Below are 18,420 nucleotides of genomic sequence, written 5' to 3'. Positions count from 1 at the left end.
CGCACCGAAGGCCGCCTTGGGTGCGTCTGACGCAACCAAGGCCACCTTGGGGCGCTTCCGCCACCACGCTCTAACGGCGTACCGCCTTCAGCTGCCAGACCGGGACCAGCACGCGCCCGTTCGCGTCGGTCTCCATCTTCGTCAAGCCTTCCGGGTCCGCGTCCAGCACCACCCGGACGCTCTGCCGCAGCTCCTCCGCCGTCATCGACGTCGTGTAGAGCGTCGGCTCGAGAACCTCGATGGTCCAGTCCTTCCCGACCGTCTCCCGCAGGTTGGCTTCGCTGATCAGGTACGGCGCCGGGAACGAGTCCGGGACCGACGGCGAGAAGCAGAACAGGTGCAGGCGCGCGCCCGGGCGGGTCGCGCGGGTCAGCGCCGCGAGGTACGCCCTGCGCTGGTCCTCGTCCAGGCAGTGGTACAGCGCGCTGTCGAGGACCGTGTCGAAGCGGCCTTCGTACCCTTCGAGCTTCGTCGCGTCGGCGACGGCGAACTCGATGTCGAGCCCCTTCTCGGCGGCGCGGGCGCGGGCCTGCTCGATCGCCGACGGGGCGCCGTCCAGCCCGGTCACGCGCAGGCCTCGCGAGGCGAGGAACGCGGAGTTGTCGCCGAGGCCGCAGCCGATGTCGAGCACGTCGCCGCCGAACTCGCCGGCGTCGGCCAGCGCGACGACCACGGGCTGCGGCGCGCCGATGTCCCACGGCATCTTGCGGCCCATCGGCGTGGCACCCTGGTAGAGCTCTTCGAAGTCGACGTCCTGTACGTCCATGACCGCCCCCTTATTCAACGTATGATGAGATGACTCCATCGTGCACCCCCTGTCAAGGCAGTGGTACTCCTGGAGCATGAAATTCGGGATCTCGACGTTCGTGACCGACGAGGGCATCCGCCCGGACGTTCTGGGTGCGGCTTTGGAGGAACGCGGCTTCGACTCGCTGTTCCTGGCCGAGCACTCGCACATCCCGGTGAGCCGGGAAACCCCTTACCCGGGCGGGGGAGACCTGCCGCGCGTGTACTACCGCACGCTCGACCCCTTCCTGGCGCTCACCGCCGCGGCCACCGCCACGTCGGAGCTGCTGCTCGGCACCGGGATCGCGCTGCTGATCCAGCGCGACCTGATCCACACCGCCAAGGAGGTCGCGTCGCTGGACCTGATCTCCGAGGGGCGCGCGCTGTTCGGCGTCGGGGTCGGCTGGAACCGCGAGGAGATGCGCAACCACGGCACCGATCCGAAGACGCGCGGCGCGCTCATCGACGAGCAGCTGGCCGCGCTCAAGGAGATCTGGACGAAGGACGAGGCCGAGTTCCACGGCGAGCACGTCGACTTCGACCCGATCTTCAGCTGGCCGAAGCCGGTGCAGAAGCCGCACGTCCCGATCTACATCGGCGGTGAGAGCGAAGCGGCGCTGAACCGCCTCGCCAAGTACGGCGACGGCTGGCTGCTCCGGGGCTACACGAAGTACCAGGAAGCCCAGCGCGTCCGCCGCTGGCTGGCCGAGCAGGGCCGCGAAGACGTCCAGTTCGCGGTCTTCGGCGGCCCGACGATCCCGAAGGTGATCGACGGCTTCCGCGAGGCCGGCGTCGAGCGGTACACGTTCCTGCTGGACACGCTGCCGGAAGCGGAGACGCTCAAGGCGCTCGACGAGCTGGCGGAGGTGGCCGCCGCGCACCGCTGAGGCGCGGCTACTTGTCCAGCAGCAGGTGGACCGACAGTTCGAGGCGGTTCGCGACGTCGGCCGCGGAGGCGCGGCGGGTCACCCAGGCCACCAGGTTCGCCATCCAGACGTCGGCGACGACGTGGAAGATGTCGCGGTCGGCCTCGGTGGGCTCGTCGATGCCCATCGCCTTGGCGAACATGTTCTCCATGAGCAGCCCGACCTGCTCGACCTCGGCGGCCGCGGAGGTGTCGGCGAACATGAAGGCCCGCACCATGGCTTCGGTCAGGTGCGGGTCGCGCTGCATCAGGCGGGTGTTGCGGCCGAGCACGAACATCAGCCGCTCGGCGGGCGTCTCGCCCGGGATGGCCTGGCGCTCGAGCTTCTCCTGCGCGCGCTCGAATTCGCGCGCCAGCCCGGACACGAGCAGGTGGATCTTCGACGGGAAGTACCGGTACAGCGTGCCGAGCGCGACGTCGGCCTTCTCGGCGACGGCCCGCATCTGGACGGCGTCGTAGCCGCCCTTCGAGGCCAGGGCGAGGGTCGCGTCGATGATCCGGCGACGGCGGTCGCGCTGCGCGGCCGAGCCGAGCTCGTCGGCGCCGATCGCGCTCAGGCCGTTGCCGCGCGCCTTGGTCTTGCCGGGCATCCGAGTTCCCCTGTCCGTCGGAACTTGTTCCAGTTCATCACATAGGGTACCTGTCCTGGCGAAACGTTCAACAATCGACCCACTGGCCGAAAAACTGTAACACGTTCTACACTCGCGAGTAGTGTCCCGTTTCGCGAGGAGGCCCGATGCCGGTCGCGCTCACCGACGAACAGGCCGCGCTGGCCGAGGCGATCCACGCCTGGTCCGCGGCGCACCACCCGCGAGCGGCGGTGCGCGCGGCCGAAACCGGGATACCCGCTGGATTCGCCGGGCTCGGCCTCCTCGGCGTCGCGCTGCCCGCGGAGGCGGGCGGTGCCGACGGCAGTATCGCCGATCTCGCCGCCGGCCTCGCCGCCGCGGCCGAAGAACTGGTGCCGGGGCCGCTGCTCGGCACCGCGCTCGGCGGCCTTCTGCTCGCCGGAATACCCGCCGCGAAAGAGCTGCTCCCGGCGCTGGCCGAGGGGGAAGCGACGCTCGCGGTGCTGCTGGACGCGCCTTCGCTCGACGACGGCGTCACCGGCCCGGTGCCCGGGGTGGACGCCGAAACGTGGCTCCTGGTGCCGTCCGGCGAGGGTCACGTGCTGCTCGCGCCGGGCACGCCGGGTGTCACGGTCGAACCCCTGGACGCGTTCGACTTCTCGCGTCCGCTGGCGCGCGTGCGCTTCGCCGGTGTCCGCGCCGACGTCCTGACCCTGCCGCCGGTCGCTCCCCTCGCGGCGACGCTGGCCGCGGCCGAGGCGGCCGGGGTGGCGCGGCGGTGCCTGACCGTCGCCGTCGAGTACGCCAAGGTCCGCGAGCAGTTCGGCAAGCCGATCGGCGCGTTCCAGGCGATCAAGCACCTCTGCGCCCAGATGCTCTGCCGCGCCGAAGCGGCCGAAGCGCTGGCCTGGGACGCGGCGTCCGGGCAGCACCCGCTGTCGGTGGCGAGCGCGGCCGTCGTCGCCCTCGACGCGGCCGTCGCCAACGCCGAGGACTGCGTCCAGATCCTCGGCGGCATCGGGTTCACCTGGGAGCACGACGCGCACCTGTACCTGCGCCGCGCGATCGCCCTGCGGCAGTGGCTCGGCGGCACGGGGACGTGGCGGCGGCGGGCGGCGTCGCTGGCGCTCGAAGGGGCCGAGCGCACCCTGAACGTCGACGTCGGCGACGATCCCGCACTGCGCGAAGAGGTCGCGCGGATCGCGGCGCTGCCCGAGGCCGGGCAGCGGGCCGCGCTGGCCGACGCCGGGTTGCTGACCCCGCACTGGCCCGCGCCCTACGGCCGGGGTGCCGGCGCCGCGGAGCAGCTGCGGATCGACGGCGCGCTCGCCGAGGCCGGCGTCCGCCGTCCCGACCTGGTGATCGGCGCGTGGGCGGTGCCGACGATCCTCGAACACGGCAGCGACGAGCAGCGCGACCGGTTCGCCCGGCCCACCCTCCGGGGTGAACTGACGTGGTGCCAGCTGTTCAGCGAGCCCGGCGCCGGCTCCGACCTGGCCGCGCTGCGGACGGCCGCGCGGCGCGTCGACGGCGGCTGGCGGCTGTCCGGCCAGAAGGTGTGGACGTCGCTCGCCCACGAAGCCGACTGGGGCATCTGCCTGGCCCGCACCGACCCGGCCGCGCCCAAGCACAAGGGCATCACGTACTTCCTGGTCGACATGCGCGCCGAGGGCATCACCACGCGCCCGCTGCGCGAGATCACCGGCGACGCCGTGTTCAACGAGGTGTTCCTGGACGACGTGTTCGTCCCGGACGCGGACGTGGTCGGCCCGCCGGGCGGCGGCTGGCGGCTGGCGCGCACGACGCTGGCGAATGAGCGGGTGGCCATCGGGAGTGGTTCCGCGGTCGGGGAAAGCGTGCAGACGCTGGTGTCCACAATGGATGCATCGGCGCTCGGCGACGTCGAGCTGGACCGGCTCGGTGCCCTGGTGGCCGACGGGGTCGCGGGCTCGGTGCTGGACCTGCGGGCGGCGTTGCGGCGGCTCGAGGGGCAGGATCCCGGCGCGGAGTCGAGCGTGCGGAAGCTGCTCGGGGTGCGGCACCGGCAGGACGTGGCCGCGTTCGCCGTCGAAGCGGCCGGGACCGGTGCGCTTCTCGCGGACGGCGCGGCGCAGCGCGAGTACCTGCTGACGCGGTGCCTGTCGATCGCGGGCGGGACCACCCAGGTGCTGCTTTCGCTGACGGCCGAACGGCTTCTGGGCTTGCCGCGCTGATCGCCGGGGCGGCGCGAAAGGACCGTTCGTGCCGCCCGGGCCGAAACTGTCGGTGGCGTGTTCTAGCGTTGCGGTCGTGGAGTTCAGCGCAGACACCCAGGCCACCTACCTCCCCGCGGATCCCCCGCGGGAAGGCGTGCTGGCCTTGTGGGGCGACGACGTGGCCGGCGGGACCACGATCGAGCTCGTCCTGCCCCGGGGCGCCAAGTTCGCGCGGACGAAGGTCGACGCGGAGCTGGTGCCCCTCGAACGCGCGCTGCCCCGGCTGCTGTCGGTGGGGGAGGAGGCCAGCCCGGCCCTCGCGGCGTGGTCGGCCGCGGTCAACGCGGGGGTGAACCTGGTGGCGCGGGGGCGGCTGCGGCCGGCGGTGTCCCCGGCCGGCGCGGCGGCGTGGCGGATCGGCCCGCTCGACGCGGCGGACGAGGAGCTGCTGCGCGGGCTCGCCGGCGCCCTGCCACCGGAGGCGTACGCGCTGCCGCTGACCGGGCTGAAACGCATCCGGCTGCACTCGCCGGACTCCCTGGTCCGCGCACTCTGGGACGCGACGGCCGACCTGCTGGTCCGCAGCCCGGCCGCCCCGGTCGGCGCCGGCGACCCGGCGTTCGCGTCCCGCGAACCGGCCCTGCTCGGCCCGGACGGCGCCGCCTGGCTGGCCGAGCTGGAGGCCCGCGAGCCGCGGGGCGTGCAGGTGCTGCTGCGCGTCGAAGGACTGGACGACGACACGTTCGCGGGGGTGCTGGCGGTCCGCAGCATGGCGGAGCCCAGCCTGGTGGTGGAGGCGGCGACGCTCTGGGACGCCCCGGACGCGGTCCTGAACCGCCTCGGCGACCAGGTGGAGACCCAGCTCCTGCTCGGCCTGCGGCGGGGAGCCCGAGCCTGGGCGCCCCTGGGCCGCGTGCTGACCGAGGCCGCCCCGGCGTCGCTGGTCCTGTCGGATGACGAGGTCGTCGACCTGCTCGCCGACGGCTCCCGCGAGCTGGGCGGAGCGGGCATCGAGGTGCTCTGGTCGAAGGGCCTGTTCGCGGGCGAGGTGAAGGCGAAGGCGAGCGCGACCCAGGCACCCGCGAGCGTGGCGGGACCGGAGTTCGCGCTGCGCAGCCTCCTGGAGTTCCGCTGGCAGCTCAGCCTGGGCGGCGAGCAGCTGACGGAGGCGGAGGTCGCGGCACTGGCCGAGGCGAAGCGCCCCCTGGTCCGCCTGCGCGGCCAGTGGGTGCGGGTGGACCCGCAACTGCTGGCCCGTGTCCGCGGGCGCACCCGCAAACTGGAGGCAGGCGAAGCCCTGGCGGCGGCCCTGACGGGCGAGCTGGAACTGGACGGCGAGCGAGTGGAGTTCGCAGCCCCACCGGTCCTGGGCGGCCTGGCTTCCCGCATCCGCGAGCGAGCGGGGTCCGAGGTGGCGTCGCCACCGGGCTTGCAGGCCACGCTCCGGCCGTACCAGCAGGCAGGCTTGTCCTGGCTGGCCACGATGACCGGCCTGGGGCTGGGCGCGTGTTTGGCGGACGACATGGGCCTGGGCAAGACGATCCAGCTGATCGCCCTCCACTTGCACCGGCGCGCCCTCGCCCGCCGGCCTGCCGCTTCCGGCGGCGAAGTTGCCCCGGAACTCGGTACCCGGCTCACGCCACCCGGCGCCCAGCTCACGTCGCCCGTCGCCCCGCTCGCGGCTGAGCCCCGGCCCACGGCGACCGCGCTCGTATCCAGTGGCGCGGACGCCGGCCCTGTCGCCGAGCCCCGGCCCACGGTCGCGCAGGCCCGGCCCGCTGCCGAGCCCGCGCTCGCCGCCCCCGGCAGCGGACCGGCGCCCGCCGCAGGCGGCGCCCAGCCGACGGGCAGCGGGCCAGCGCCCGTCGGCGCAGGGCCCGCGCCCGCTGGTGCCGGACCCACGCGCGCCGGTTCAGAGCCCGCGCCCGCCGGCCCGGCGTCCCGGCCCGCCGGCGTCGAGGCCCCGCCCGTCGCCGCCGATTCCTCGCCGACCCCTGCCGAGTCGCCGGCCGCCGAATCCACCGGTGGTCCCACCCTCGTCCTCTGCCCCACCTCCCTCCTCGGCAACTGGGAGCGCGAGTTCGCCCGCTTCGCCCCTGAAATCCCCGTCCGCCGGTTCCACGGCGGCAGCCGCCACCTCGACGACCTCGCCCCCGACGAAGTCGTCCTCGCCACCTACGGTGTCCTCCGCCGCGACCGCGAAACCCTGTCCGAAGTGGACTGGGGCCTGGTCGCCGCCGACGAGGCCCAGCACGTCAAGAACCCGCTCTCCGCCACGGCCAAGGAACTCCGCAAGGTCCCCGCCCGAGCCAAGGTCGCCCTCACCGGCACCCCGGTCGAAAACCGGCTCACCGAGCTGTGGTCCATTGTGGATTGGACCACGCCCGGCCTGCTCGGCCCGCTCGACCGGTTCCGCCGCACCGTCGCGAGGCCGATCGAACGCGACCGGGACAAGGAAGTCACCGAGCGGCTCGCCGCCACCGTGCGGCCGTTCCTGCTCCGGCGGCGCAAGTCCGATCCGGACATCGCGCCGGAGCTGCCGCCCAAGACCGAGACCGATCGGTTCGTCCCGCTCACCGCCGAGCAGACCACCCTGTACGAGGCCGTCGTGCGGGAGAACCTCGCCGAAATCCGGGAGTCGCAGGGCATCAAGCGGCGGGGGCAGGTGCTGCAGCTGCTGACCGAGCTCAAGCAGATCTGCAACCACCCGGCGCAGTTCCTCAAAGAACCGCACGGCGCGCTCGCCGGCCGGTCCGGGAAGCTCGGGGCCTTCGAAGAACTCCTGGACGTCATCCTCGACGAAGGCGAGAGCGTCCTCGTCTTCAGCCAGTACGTCCAGCTCTGCCGGCTGCTCGAACGGCGCCTCAAGGAACGCGGCCTGCCCACCGAAGTCCTCTCGGGGGACAGCTCGCCGTCGAAGCGGCAGGACATGGTCGACCGGTTCCAGGCCGGCGAGATCCCGGTGTTCCTGCTCTCGCTGAAGGCCGGCGGCGTCGGGCTCAACCTCACCCGCGCCACCCACGTCATCCACTACGACCGCTGGTGGAACCCCGCGGTCGAAGACCAGGCCACCGACCGCGCCTACCGGATCGGGCAGGACCGGCCCGTCCAGGTGCACCGGCTGATCGCCGAAGGCACCCTCGAAGAGCGGATCGCCGAGGTGCTCGAAAAGAAGCGCGGGCTGGCCGAGTCGATCGTCGGCGCGGGGGAGGACTGGATCACCGAACTGTCCGACGACGCCCTCGCCGACCTGGTCCGGCTCGGGAGCGGGTGATGCCACCGCGGCGGAACTTCGGCACCACCTGGTGGGGCCGCGCCTGGGTCGACGCGCTGGAGCAGCGCGCGAAACTCGACCCGAACCGGCTGCCCCGCGGCCGCACGTACGCGCGCAAGGGCACGGTCAGCGAGCTGCACTTCGGGGCCGGTGCGATGACGGCTCGGGTGCGCGGCAGCCGGCCCGAGCCGTACAAGGTGACGATCACCATGCGGACCTTCACCGACGGCGAGTGGGACACCCTGCTCGGCGTCGTCGGCACGCAGCTCGGGCACGCCGCGGCGCTGCTCGACGGCGAACTGCCGGGCGCGCTCGCCGAGCAGGCCCGCGAGGCGGGCGCCGACCTCCTGCCGGGCCCGGGCGACCTGCGGCCGCGGTGCTCGTGCCCGGACTCGGCGAACCCGTGCAAGCACGTCGCCGCCGTGTACTACCTGGTCGCCGACGAAGTGGACCGCGACCCGTTCACGCTGTTCCTGCTGCGCGGCCGCCCGCGGGCCGACGTCCTGTCCGAGCTGCGCGCCCGCCGGTCGCCGGCCCGCATGGACGAACCGAAGCTGCCGAAAGCGGTGGACGAGGGCTTGACCCCGCGAGCCGCCTACGCCCGGCGTCCGGGCCCGATCCCGGCCTTGCCCCCGCCCCCGCGCACGGCGGGATCCCCAGCGGTCCTGGACCTCGACCCGCCACCGGCCACGGGCTGGACGGCGGCCGCGCTGTCGACCCTCGCGGCGGACGCGGCCGCCTTGGCCCGCGACCTCCTGGCCGGCGGCGTGACGGCGGCCGAGCTGACGTTCGAGGAGGACCTGGCCCGCCGAGCGGCCACCCGCACCACGCCGGAGATCATGACCCTCGCGACAGCGGCCGGCGTGCCACCCCGGGACCTGACCCGCTGGGCGGAAGCGTGGCGCGAAGCCGGCCGCGGCGGCCTGGCGGCCCTGCGCGACACCTGGCAGCCCGGCCCCGGTCTCCTCGCCGAGGCCCAGGCGATCCTCGCCGAAGCGGGCCTCCCGGGCACGCCGAAGATCTGGCGCAACCGCCTCACCCAAGGCGGCTTGCAGCTGCGCTACGGCCGTGACGCCCGCTGGTACCGCTTCACCCGCACCGGAACGGACTGGCGCCTCGACGGCCCGCCCTCGGCCAGCCCCGTGGACCTGGCCTACTGACCGGCAGCCGGCCCGGCTCGGATGACGTGAATGACTCATTCCTGTCGTCAGACGACAGGAATGAGTCATTCACGTCGTTTCGGCTACCGGTTCGCCGCCTTCCACGCCTGGTAAGTGTGGTCCAGGAACCGCCCGACCCCACGGACCACGTGCGCGCTCCGCACCGACGTGAACACGTCGAACGCGTGCTGCGCCCCCGCCAGTTCCGCGTAAGCCACCGGCTGCCGGGACTTCTCCCGCAGCCGCCGGACGAATTCGCGAGCCTCGTGCACCGGGACCAGGGAGTCGTCGCGGCCGTGGATCACGAAGAACGGCGGGGCGTCCGAACTCACGCGGTCCATCGGGGAGGCCGCGATGTAGTCGTCCAGGTGGCCGACCGGGTCGCGGTCGGCCGCGAACACCCGCCGCGCGAGCAGGCTCTCCAGGCGGTACTGGCTCGCCCGGGAGCCGGTGGTCGCCGCGATGTCGTACACGCCGTAGTGCGGGACGCAGGCCTGGACGCTCGTGTCCACGTCCTCGAACTCCGGCTGCAGCGCCGGGTCGTTCTGCGACAGCGCCAGCAGCGCCGCCAGGTGCCCGCCCGCCGAGCCGCCGGTCACCGCGACGAAGCCGGGGTCGCCGCCATACTCCGCGATCGAAGAACGGATCCACGCCAGCGACTGCTTCGCCGCCACGATGTGCGCCGGCCAGCGGTGGGTGGGGGACAGCGGGTAGTTGATCGCCACGCACACCCAGCCGCGGCGCGCCAGGTAGCGCATCAGCGGGCGGCCCTGCTCCTCCTTGTTGCCGATCACCCACGCGCCGCCGTGGACCTGCAGCAGCACGGGTGCGCCGGACACCGGGGTAGCCGGCCGGTACACGTCGAGCAGGAACCGCTTGCCGCCCGGGGCGTAGGCGATGTCGCGGTCCACCCGGACGTCCGGGGCGCCCATCCGGAACGGCAGCGCCAGCTCGCTCCACGGCAGGCCGAGGTCGGAGCGGCCCAGCTCGGACGCGTAGTCCTCGCCCAGCGCCGACGTCAGCGCCTGCTCGATCTCCTCGCGGGCGCCGTGGCCGGTGCGGATCAGCGCGCCCAGGCCGGCGGCCGACGCCGCGGCCAGCGCCAGGCCGGCCTGCGTCGAGCGGTCGCGGACGCCGTGGCGGGCCAGGTGGACCGCGGTGTCGGCCGCGGTCAGCGCCAGGAGCTGGGGCGCCAGCTCACCGGTCAGCCAGCCGGCGAAGAACACCGGGATCGTCGTCGACCGGGCCCGCAGCGGGCGGAGCGCGTTCGCCGTGAGACCGAGCTGGATCGCGCGGCGGATCAGGAAGTTCGGCTGCACCAGCGCGATGATACCGGTGAGTAGGGTGACGCGCCGCTCACCGGAAGTGGCTTACCCTGGCGCCATGCAGAGACTGAGCGGCCTCGACGCGAGCTTCCTGTACCTCGAGACGCCGTCCCAGGTCCTGCACGTCTGCGGGCTGCTGACCCTCGACGGCTCGACCGTCCCCGGTGGCTACACCTTCGCCAAGCTCAAGGAAAAGCTCGAAGAACGCGTCGCGCTGATCCCGGCGTTCCGCCGCAAACTGCACAATCCACTCTGGAACCTGAGTCACCCCGTCTGGATCGAGGACGACGACTTCGACCTCGACCACCACGTGCACCGCATCGGCGTGCCTGCCCCCGGCGACCGCGGCGAGCTGGCCGAGCTGTGCGCGCACATCGCCGGCCAGCAGCTCGACCGCGCGCAGCCGCTGTGGCAGCTCTACGTCATCGAAGGCCTGGCCGACGGCCAGATCGCCGTGCTGCTGAAGATGCACCACGCGAGCGTCGACGGGGTGAGCGGCGCCAGCCTGATCACCCACCTCGCCGGGCTGGAGCCCGACGCGCCGGCGCCGGTGGTCGAGCAGCCCGCCAACCCGGCCGCGCCCTCGCCGCTGGACCTGCTGCGCGAAGGCGTCGGGAACGTCGTGCGACGGCCGGCCGAAGTCGTCCGCCTGCTGCCCGACCTGCTGGAACTCGTGCCGCGGTGGCTCGGGAAAGCGTTGCAGGGCAAGGGGATGCCGATCCCGTTCACCGCGCCGCGGACGTCGCTGAACGGCACGATCACCGGGCACCGCAGCGTCGCGTTCGCCCAGCTGGACCTCGACGCGGTCAAGGACGTCAAGAACGCCTTCGGGGTCACGGTGAACGACGTCGTGCTCGCGCTCGTCGCCGGGGCGCTGCGGGAGTTCCTCGAAGCACGCGGCGAACTGCCGGCCGACCCGCTGGTGGCGACCGTCCCGGTCTCGGTGCACGACCGGACCGAGCGCGAGCACGGCAGCAACAAGGTGTCGGCGTTCTTCGCCTCGCTCCCGACGCACCTGCCCGACCCGGCCGCGCGGGTGTTCTTCCTCGCCGAGGCCAACCGGCTCTCGAAGGACCACCACCACGACATCGACGCCGACATGCTGCAGGACTGGGCGCAGTTCTCGGCCGCGACGGCGTTCGGCCTCGCCGTGCGCGCGTATTCGGCGCTGCGCCTGGCGGAGAAGCACCCGGTGGTGCACAACCTGGTCGTCTCCAACGTGCCCGGCCCGCCGATGCCGCTGTACTTCCTCGGCGCGCGCATCACCGGCCTCTACCCGCTCGGCCCGGTCTTCCACGGCGCGGGACTGAACGTCACCGTGCTGTCCAACGCCGGCAAGGTGCACGTCGGCCTGCTGGGCGCGCGCGAGCTGGTCAAGGATCTCTGGCCGCTGGCCGACGCGCTCCCGGAAGCCCTCGGCCAGCTGCTCAAGGCCGCGGGCTGAGCACCACGACCGGGATCTCCCGGTCGGTCCACGCCTGGTACTTCGCGAAGTCCGCGTACAGCTCGACCAGCCGCGGCCACAGCGCGGCGCGCTCCGCCCCGTCCGCGACGCGAGCGGTCACCGGGACGTCCCGGCGGCCCTTCAGGTGGATGCGGGTCTCGGGGTCCGCCACCAGGTTGAAGTACCACTGCGGGTGGCGCGGCAGCCCGCCCTGGGACGCGACGATGACGACGTCCTCGCCGGAGCGCAGGTAGAGCAGCGGCGTGGTGAACCGGCGCCCGGACTTGCGCCCGCGGTGCTCCAGCAGCAGCGTCGGCACCGGCTTGCGGAACCCGGCCCCGACCCGCCAGGTGCTGCCGATCCGGCCGCCGGTCAGCCGGAAGACCGCGACCTGCGCCTTCGCGCCGTACTTCATGACCTTCGCGGTCACCGGCGAGTCCAGGCCGTCGGGTTTCTGCTCCGGCAGGCTGAAGCGTCCCATCGTGGGTTCCTTCCTAAAGGGAGTGGACGGCGGCGAGCAGGGCGGGCACCCACCGGCCGGCGGCCAGGACGCAGGTCGCGTGCCCGGCGTCGACCTCGTAGGTCGCCGCGCCCGGGATGCGGCGGGCCAGGGAGCGCTGGTGGTCGGGGGCGATGAAGCGGTCGCGCGAGGTCACGATGACCGCCGCCGGCAGCCGCAACGTGTGGAGCCACGGCGTCGCGTCGAACCGGCCGATCTCGTCGACGGCGACCGCGATCTCCCACGGCCGCGTCGACCGGAACTCCCGCAGCCCCCACCGGTGGTCCTCGACGCGCCGCGGCGGGGCCGCGGGCGCGGGCGTCAGCTTCACGCGCTCGCGCAGCTGCCGCAGCGTCCGGCCGAAGACGTCGAGCGCCACGCGCTGTCGCAGCCCGCGCCGGAAGGTGCTCGCGGTCGAACACAGCACCAAACCGGTAACACGTTCTGGCTCGGCGCGGGCGGTCAGCTGCGCGACCATCCCGCCCATCGAGTACCCCGCGAGCGCGAATCTGTCGATGCCCAAGGCGTCCGCGACCGCGGGCACGTCCCCGGCGCAGTCGGCGAGCCGGAACTCCGGTGAGCGGATGCCGCGGCCGTGCCACCGCTGGTCGAACACGACGACGCGGTGGTCCCGCGCCAGCCCGGCCAAGGCCGGGTACCAGGTCAGCAAGCCGGTGCAGGCCACGGAATGCAGCAGGAGGAGTGCGGGCGCGTCGCGCGGGCCGACGTCGGTGACCACCGTCCGCCCGCGGCCGGGCAGGTCGAGGGGAACCGGGTCGGGGACGCCGGCCGTCGGTGGCACGGTGAGCAGCCGCCGCGTCGCCGCCATGCCACCGCACCTCCAGGGGTTGCCGCGCCGGTCCTTTCCGGTTAAGACTAGAACATGTTCCAGTATTGCGCCGAGCCGGAGGTCGGGCGTGGACTTCACCCTTGACGACACGCAGAGCGAGATCGCCGCGCTCGCCGCGAAAGTGCTGGGCGCGGGAGATGATCCGTGGCGCGCTCTCGCCGACGCGGGCCTGCTGGCGCTCGCGCTGCCCCCGGACCTCGAGGGCGACGGCCTGGGCGTCACCGAGGTCGCGCAGGTCCTGACCGAGGTCGGCCGGGCCGCCGCGCCGGTGCCCGCCTACGCCGCGCTGGCACTGGGCGTCCTGCCGGTCGAGACGCTCGGCACGCCCGCCCAGCGCGCGGAGTTCCTGCCGCCGGTCGCGGCCGGGGAAGCGCTGCTCACCGCGGCGCTGCACGAGCCGTCCGCGCCGCTGACCGCCGAGCCCGCCGCGGCCGCGCGCGCGTCGAACGGGAAGTGGCTGCTCAGCGGCGTGAAGACCGCGGTCCCGTACGCCGCCGAAGCCACCCGGATCCTCACGCCGGTGACCACCGCGCACGGCACCGCCGTCTACCTGGTCGACCCCCGCGCCGACGGCGTCACGCTCGTCCCGGCGCGGAACTCGGCCGGGACGCCGGAGTGCACCGTGCGGCTCGACGACGTCGCCGTCGAAGAGACCGACCTCCTCTTCGACCGGGGCGCGGTCGCGGCGCTGCACCGGTTCGCGCTGGCCGGCGCGCTCGCGCTCGGCGACGGCCTGCTGGCCGGGGCCCTCGCGCTCACCGTGAAGCACGTCGGCGAACGCACCCAGTTCGGCCGTCCCCTCGCGACGTTCCAGGCGGTCGCCGGCCAGATCGCCGACGTCTACGTCGCCGCGCGGACCGTGCACCTGGCCGTGACGTCCGCGGTGTGGCGGCTGGCGGCCGGCCTCGACGCGGACGCCGAACTGGACGTCGCCGCCTACTGGCTCGCCGTGGAAGCCCCGAAGGCGCTCGCGACCTGCCACCACCTGCACGGCGGCGTCGGCGTCGACGAAACGTACCCGCTGCACCGGTATTCGTCGGCGGTCAAGGATCTCGGCCGGGCGCTCGGCGGCGCCGCGCACCGGCTCGGCAGGCTGGGCGAACGAGTGGCGGGGTGAAGCGGATGCACGTCGAACTGACCGCGGCGCAGAAGGACCTGCGCGCGGAGCTCCGGGCGTACTTCGCCGGGCTGATCAGCCCCGAAGAACGCCGGGAAATGCGGCGGGAGCGGCACGGCCCGGTGTTCCGCGAGATCGTCCGCCGGATGGGCCGCGACGGGCGGCTCGGCGTCGGCTGGCCGGCGGAATTCGGCGGGCAGGGCTTCGGCGAGATCGAGCAGCACCTGTTCGTCGACGAGGCCGCGCGCGCCGACGTCCAGCTGCCGTCGGTGACGCTGCAGACCGTCGGGCCGACGCTGCAGCAGTTCGGCACCGACGAGCAGAAGTCCTTCTTCCTGCCGAAGATCCTGGCCGGCGAGATCCACTTCGCGATCGGCTACACCGAGCCGGAGGCGGGCACCGACCTCGCGGCGCTGCGGACGACGGCGGTGCGGGACGGCGACGAGTACGTCGTCAACGGCCAGAAGATCTTCACCACCGGCGGGCACGACGCGGACTACATCTGGCTCGCCGTGCGGACCGCGCCGGACGCGCCGCGGCACAAGGGCATCTCGATCCTGATCATGGACACCAGTGACCCCGGCTATTCGTGGACGCCCATCATCACCTGCGACGGCGCCCACCACGTCAACGCGACGTACTATTCGGACGTTCGCGTGCCGGTGAACCGTTTGGTGGGCAAGGAGAACGAGGGCTGGCGGCTGATCACCACGCAGCTGAACCACGAGCGCGTGATGCTCGGCCCGGCCGGGCGGATCGGCGGGATGTACGACCGCGTGCGCGTCTGGGCCGCCGCCCACGGCCTGCTCGACCTCGCCGACGTGCGGGCCGTGCTGGCCGAGGCGATGGCCGTGACGCGGGTGAACGAGCTGCTGAACTGGCAGGTCGCGGTGTCCTCGGCGAGCGCGCCGGTCGGCGTCGGGGACGCGTCGGCGACCAAGGTGTTCAGCTCCGAGGTGATCCAGCGGATCGGCCGGAACCTCGAAGAACTCGTCGCCCGCCACGGCGATCCGGCCGACCCGGACACCGCCGAGCTGGCGGAGTGGCTGGACGTCTCGGCGAAGCGCAACATCGTGCTGACGTTCGGCGGCGGCGTCAGCGAAATCCAACGGGAGCTGATCGCGTCGATCGGCCTGGGCCTGCCGAGGGTGCCGCGATGACCATCGAAGAGACGGCCAGGGAGATCGCCGCGCGCGGGGAGTGCGCGCCGCGCCTGGCTCGCGATCCCGTCAACCAGGCCATGGTCAACAACTGGGTCGAGGCGATCGGGGACACCAACCCCGTCTACACCGATCCGGAGTTCGCCGCCGCGAGCGTCCACAAGGGACTGGTCGCGCCGCCGGCGATGGCGCAGGTGTGGACGATGGGCGGCCTGAACGTCCCGCGGGGGAGTGATGACCCGCTCGGCCTGATGATGGAACTCCTGGACGAAGCCGGGTTCACCTCCGTCGTGGCGACGAACTCGGAGCAGACCTACCACCGCTACCTGCGACCCGGCGAACAGGTCGAGGCGCGGACGGCGCTCGAGAGCGTCGTGGGCCCCAAGAGGACCGCGCTGGGGGAGGGCTGGTTCGTCACCACGCGCGTGCGGTGGTACGTCGAAGGCGAAGCCGTCGCGGAAATGATGTTCCGCGTGCTCAAGTTCCGGCCGCCCGCGCCGAAGCCGCCCGCGGCGCCGGTGCTGCGGCCGGTGATCAGCAAAGACACGGAGTTCTTCTGGGACGGCCTTCGCGAAGGCGAGCTGCGCATCCAGCGCTGGGGCGAGACCCTGCGGCACCCGCCCGGCCCGATGCCGCCGGACGGTTCGCTGGACGCCAAGCCGGACTACGTCGTCGCGAGCGGCCGCGGGACGGTGTTCTCCTACGTCGTGCACCACCACCCGCCGGTGCCGGGCAAGGACCTCCCGTTCGTCGTGGCGCTGGTCGAACTGGAAGAAGGGGTCCGGGTGATGGCGGAGCTGCTCGACGCCGCGCCGGACGAAGTCCACATCGGACTGCCGGTGGTGGCGGCGTTCGTCCGGGTCGACGAAGACCTGACCCTGCCCGCGTGGAAGGTGGCCCGATGACCGTCGCCGAAGGAACGGAGCTGCCGCCGCTGACGATCGAGGCGACACCGACGTTCGTCGTCAGCACCGCGCTGGCCACCCGCGACTTCCAGGACGTGCACCACGACCGGGATTCGGCGGTGGCGCGCGGCTCGAAGGACATCTTCCTCAACATCCTCACCGACACCGGCCTGGTGCAGCGGTTCGTCTCGGACTGGGCCGGGCCGGAAGCCCTCATCCGGTCGGTCAAGATCCGGCTCGGCGTGCCGTGCTACGCCTACGACACCTTGACGTTCACCGGCCGGGTGGTGTCCGCCGACGGCCACGACGTCGTCGTCTCGGTGTCCGGAGTGGACTCACTCGGCGAGCACGTCGCCGGCACCGTGGAGGTGACCCTGCCGTGACGCTCTCGGGCAAGGCGGCCATCGCCGGGATCGGCGCGACGGAGTTCTCGAAGGACTCCGGGCGCAGCGAACTGCGGCTGGCGGCCGAATGCATCTCCCACGCGCTCGCCGACGCCGGGCTGTCACCGTCCGATGTGGACGGGCTGGTGTCGTTCACCATGGACGGCAACGCGGAAATCGCGGTCGCCCGCGAACTCGGGATCCCCGAGCTGAAGTTCTTCAGCCGCATCCACTACGGCGGTGGCGCCGCGGCGGCGACCGTCCAGCAGGCCGCGATGGCGGTGGCGACCGGGGTCGCGGACGTCGTCGTCGCGTACCGGGCGTTCAACGAGCGCTCGGGGATGCGGTTCGGCCAGGTCTCCTCGGCCGCGGCCGGGCAGGTCAACTCGTCCGGCGTGGACAACGCGTTCCACTACCCGATGGGCATCGCGACCCCGGCCGCGACGGTGGCCATGGTCGCCCGGCGCTACCTGCACGACTACGGCGCGACCAGCGAAGACTTCGGCCGGGTCGCGGTGCTCGACCGCAAGCACGCGGCGACCAACCCGAACGCGTGGTTCCACGAACGGCCGATCACGCTCGAGCAGCACCAGGCGTCGCGCTGGGTGGCCGAGCCGCTGCACCTGCTCGACTGCTGCCAGGAGAGCGACGGCGGGGTCGCCCTGGTCGTGACCAGCGTCGAACGGGCGCGGGATCTCGCTCAGGTGCCGGCGGTGATCGCCGCGGCGGCCCAGGGGAGCGGGCCGGACCAGTACGTGATGACCAGCTACTACCGCGACGACCTGGCCGCGCTGCCCGAGATGGGTGTCGTCGGGCGGCAGCTGTGGGGCCAGTCCGGGCTCGGACCGTCCGATGTGGACGTCGCGGTGCTGTACGACCACTTCACGCCGTACGTCCTGATGCAACTGGAGGAGCTGGGCTTCTGCGGGCGCGGCGAAGCGAAGGACTTCATCGCCGGCGGCGCACTGGAACTCGACGGCTCGCTGCCGCTCAACCCGCACGGCGGCCAGCTCGGCGAGGCCTACATCCACGGCATGAACGGCATCGCGGAAGGCGTCCGGCAGCTGCGCGGCACGGCGGCCAACCAGGTCGCGGACGTTTCCCGCGTGCTGGTCACGGCGGGGACGGGCGTGCCGACCAGCGGACTCATCCTGACGGGTGACTGAGGCGTCACCTCATTGACGGCTGGTGCGCGGCCGTCGTGGGTGTCACGGTGGAAGCACCACCCACGACGGAGAGTGAGGCCGGCTGCGATGGTGGTCGACTGGGCGCTCACGGCGGTGTTCGCGGCGCTGGCTCTGCCGTGCGTGCTGCGGCTGGTCCGCCTCGACTACGCACGGCTGGGCCACGGCGTCCGCCACGGCGACCTGGCGGAGCTGCTGCTGGTGGTCGCGATGGTGGCGATGGTCTCCCCGGTCGGCGGCCCCATCCCGGCGGCGGGCTGGCAGGCGGTGCTGGTGCTGACCGCGGGCTGGTTCACGGTCGCCTGGTGGCGCGGCCGCTCGGGCGCGCACCACGCGTTGTCGGCGGCGGCGATGTTCTACATGGTCACGGCGATGCCCCACACGGGCACGCACGGCCCGTGGCTGACGATGTCCACAATGGACGCCCGGCTGGCCCTGCCGCTGCTGGCGGTGGCGGCGGCGGCCTACTTCGTGGCCGACGCGACCCGCACGGGGGTCATCGTGCTCCGCGGCACGGCACTGACGGCCGGCGCGGGCCAGGCCTCCCGTGCGCTTTGCCGAGCGGCGATGGGCGCCGGCATGGGCTACCTGCTCCTCGCCGCGGCTCTCTGACGCCTCGCGCCCTGCGCCTGGCGTCGCCCGCA

Annotated in this window: 16 protein-coding genes; 11 read left to right on the top strand and 5 right to left on the bottom strand. The window is 73.1% G+C overall.

Annotated features, from left to right (window positions below; genetic code table 11):
• Positions 1-70: 70 nt before the first annotated feature.
• Positions 71-766, bottom strand: coding sequence for a class I SAM-dependent methyltransferase (locus SD460_RS37500; RefSeq protein WP_290057021.1), 696 nt, complete (start codon positions 764-766; stop codon positions 71-73).
• 76 nt (positions 767-842) lie between these two features.
• Here SD460_RS37500 and SD460_RS37495 point away from each other — a divergent pair, with 76 nt between their 5' ends.
• Complete coding sequence (locus tag SD460_RS37495) at positions 843-1,673, top strand: LLM class F420-dependent oxidoreductase (protein WP_290057023.1); 831 nt, start codon at positions 843-845, stop codon at positions 1,671-1,673.
• A 7-nt stretch (positions 1,674-1,680) separates the two neighbouring features.
• On the opposite strand, the gene kstR is transcribed toward SD460_RS37495, so the two are convergent.
• Positions 1,681-2,301 (bottom strand): cholesterol catabolism transcriptional regulator KstR, encoded by a 621-nt coding sequence (gene kstR / locus SD460_RS37490; protein WP_125315661.1) that lies wholly within the window; start codon positions 2,299-2,301, stop codon positions 1,681-1,683.
• Between the two features lie 146 nt (positions 2,302-2,447).
• Between kstR and SD460_RS37485 the strand changes: the two genes are divergently transcribed.
• The 3 genes from SD460_RS37485 (at position 2,448) to SD460_RS37475 (ending at position 8,909) form a co-directional block, all read left to right on the top strand.
• A complete protein-coding gene (locus tag SD460_RS37485; protein ID WP_318307422.1) occupies positions 2,448-4,493 on the top strand; it encodes an acyl-CoA dehydrogenase family protein in 2,046 nt (681 codons plus the stop codon).
• A 76-nt stretch (positions 4,494-4,569) separates the two neighbouring features.
• Positions 4,570-7,749 (top strand): DEAD/DEAH box helicase, encoded by a 3,180-nt coding sequence (locus SD460_RS37480; protein WP_318307421.1) that lies wholly within the window; start codon positions 4,570-4,572, stop codon positions 7,747-7,749.
• A complete protein-coding gene (locus SD460_RS37475; RefSeq protein ID WP_318307420.1) occupies positions 7,749-8,909 on the top strand; it encodes an SWIM zinc finger family protein in 1,161 nt (386 codons plus the stop codon). The genes SD460_RS37480 and SD460_RS37475 overlap by 1 nt, the downstream gene beginning before the upstream one ends.
• Positions 8,910-8,992: 83 nt before the next feature.
• Here the strand turns inward: SD460_RS37475 and SD460_RS37470 are convergent, their stop codons facing one another.
• Positions 8,993-10,228: an alpha/beta hydrolase gene (locus SD460_RS37470; RefSeq protein ID WP_318307419.1), complete on the bottom strand. Its 1,236-nt coding sequence runs from the start codon at positions 10,226-10,228 to the stop codon at positions 8,993-8,995.
• Between the two features lie 64 nt (positions 10,229-10,292).
• Between SD460_RS37470 and SD460_RS37465 the strand changes: the two genes are divergently transcribed.
• The gene (locus SD460_RS37465) at positions 10,293-11,678 is read left to right on the top strand and encodes a WS/DGAT/MGAT family O-acyltransferase (protein WP_290062065.1); all 1,386 of its coding nucleotides are present in this window, start codon (positions 10,293-10,295) and stop codon (positions 11,676-11,678) included.
• Here the strand turns inward: SD460_RS37465 and SD460_RS37460 are convergent.
• Positions 11,662-12,159, bottom strand: coding sequence for a nitroreductase family deazaflavin-dependent oxidoreductase (locus tag SD460_RS37460; protein WP_290062066.1), 498 nt, complete (start codon positions 12,157-12,159; stop codon positions 11,662-11,664). The genes SD460_RS37465 and SD460_RS37460 overlap by 17 nt on opposite strands.
• A 13-nt stretch (positions 12,160-12,172) precedes the next feature.
• On the bottom strand, positions 12,173-13,006 hold the full coding sequence (locus SD460_RS37455) for an alpha/beta fold hydrolase (protein WP_290062067.1): 834 nt from the start codon (positions 13,004-13,006) through the stop codon (positions 12,173-12,175).
• An 88-nt stretch (positions 13,007-13,094) separates the two neighbouring features.
• Here SD460_RS37455 and SD460_RS37450 point away from each other — a divergent pair, with 88 nt between their 5' ends.
• From SD460_RS37450 to SD460_RS37425, 6 genes are all read left to right on the top strand, one after another.
• Positions 13,095-14,144, top strand: a complete 1,050-nt coding sequence (locus SD460_RS37450) for an acyl-CoA dehydrogenase family protein (protein ID WP_318307418.1) — start codon at positions 13,095-13,097, stop codon at positions 14,142-14,144.
• A gap of 5 nt (positions 14,145-14,149) precedes the next feature.
• Positions 14,150-15,304, top strand: a complete 1,155-nt coding sequence (locus SD460_RS37445) for an acyl-CoA dehydrogenase family protein (protein ID WP_290062069.1) — start codon at positions 14,150-14,152, stop codon at positions 15,302-15,304.
• Positions 15,301-16,209 (top strand): bifunctional MaoC family dehydratase N-terminal/OB-fold nucleic acid binding domain-containing protein, encoded by a 909-nt coding sequence (locus tag SD460_RS37440; RefSeq protein WP_290062070.1) that lies wholly within the window; start codon positions 15,301-15,303, stop codon positions 16,207-16,209. The genes SD460_RS37445 and SD460_RS37440 overlap by 4 nt, the downstream gene beginning before the upstream one ends.
• Positions 16,206-16,592 carry a hotdog family protein gene (locus tag SD460_RS37435; RefSeq protein ID WP_290062071.1) on the top strand — a complete coding sequence of 129 codons (387 nt, stop codon included), beginning with the start codon at positions 16,206-16,208 and terminating at the stop codon, positions 16,590-16,592. The genes SD460_RS37440 and SD460_RS37435 overlap by 4 nt, the downstream gene beginning before the upstream one ends.
• Positions 16,589-17,758: a lipid-transfer protein gene (locus SD460_RS37430; RefSeq protein ID WP_290062072.1), complete on the top strand. Its 1,170-nt coding sequence runs from the start codon at positions 16,589-16,591 to the stop codon at positions 17,756-17,758. Before SD460_RS37435 ends, SD460_RS37430 begins: the two co-directional genes overlap by 4 nt.
• Before the next feature lie 87 nt (positions 17,759-17,845).
• Positions 17,846-18,388, top strand: coding sequence for a DUF5134 domain-containing protein (locus SD460_RS37425; protein WP_318307417.1), 543 nt, complete (start codon positions 17,846-17,848; stop codon positions 18,386-18,388).
• Positions 18,389-18,420 lie beyond the last annotated feature (32 nt).

The sequence above is a fragment of the Amycolatopsis solani genome, from assembly GCF_033441515.1.
Classification (GTDB): domain Bacteria; phylum Actinomycetota; class Actinomycetes; order Mycobacteriales; family Pseudonocardiaceae; genus Amycolatopsis; species Amycolatopsis solani.
This window is presented reverse-complemented; position numbering and strand designations above follow the sequence as displayed.

Excerpts from the sequence above, each read along its gene's own strand:
- SD460_RS37500 (WP_290057021.1), bottom strand. The coding sequence starts at position 766 with ATGGACGTACAGGACGTCGACTTCGAAGAGCTCTACCAGGGTGCCACG.
- SD460_RS37495 (WP_290057023.1), top strand. The coding sequence starts at position 843 with ATGAAATTCGGGATCTCGACGTTCGTGACCGACGAGGGCATCCGCCCG.
- kstR (WP_125315661.1), bottom strand. The coding sequence starts at position 2,301 with ATGCCCGGCAAGACCAAGGCGCGCGGCAACGGCCTGAGCGCGATCGGC.
- SD460_RS37485 (WP_318307422.1), top strand. The coding sequence starts at position 2,448 with ATGCCGGTCGCGCTCACCGACGAACAGGCCGCGCTGGCCGAGGCGATC.
- SD460_RS37475 (WP_318307420.1), top strand. The coding sequence starts at position 7,749 with ATGCCACCGCGGCGGAACTTCGGCACCACCTGGTGGGGCCGCGCCTGG.
- SD460_RS37465 (WP_290062065.1), top strand. The coding sequence starts at position 10,293 with ATGCAGAGACTGAGCGGCCTCGACGCGAGCTTCCTGTACCTCGAGACG.
- SD460_RS37460 (WP_290062066.1), bottom strand. The coding sequence starts at position 12,159 with ATGGGACGCTTCAGCCTGCCGGAGCAGAAACCCGACGGCCTGGACTCG.
- SD460_RS37455 (WP_290062067.1), bottom strand. The coding sequence starts at position 13,006 with ATGGCGGCGACGCGGCGGCTGCTCACCGTGCCACCGACGGCCGGCGTC.
- SD460_RS37445 (WP_290062069.1), top strand. The coding sequence starts at position 14,150 with ATGCACGTCGAACTGACCGCGGCGCAGAAGGACCTGCGCGCGGAGCTC.
- SD460_RS37440 (WP_290062070.1), top strand. The coding sequence starts at position 15,301 with ATGACCATCGAAGAGACGGCCAGGGAGATCGCCGCGCGCGGGGAGTGC.
- SD460_RS37435 (WP_290062071.1), top strand. The coding sequence starts at position 16,206 with ATGACCGTCGCCGAAGGAACGGAGCTGCCGCCGCTGACGATCGAGGCG.
- SD460_RS37425 (WP_318307417.1), top strand. The coding sequence starts at position 17,846 with ATGGTGGTCGACTGGGCGCTCACGGCGGTGTTCGCGGCGCTGGCTCTG.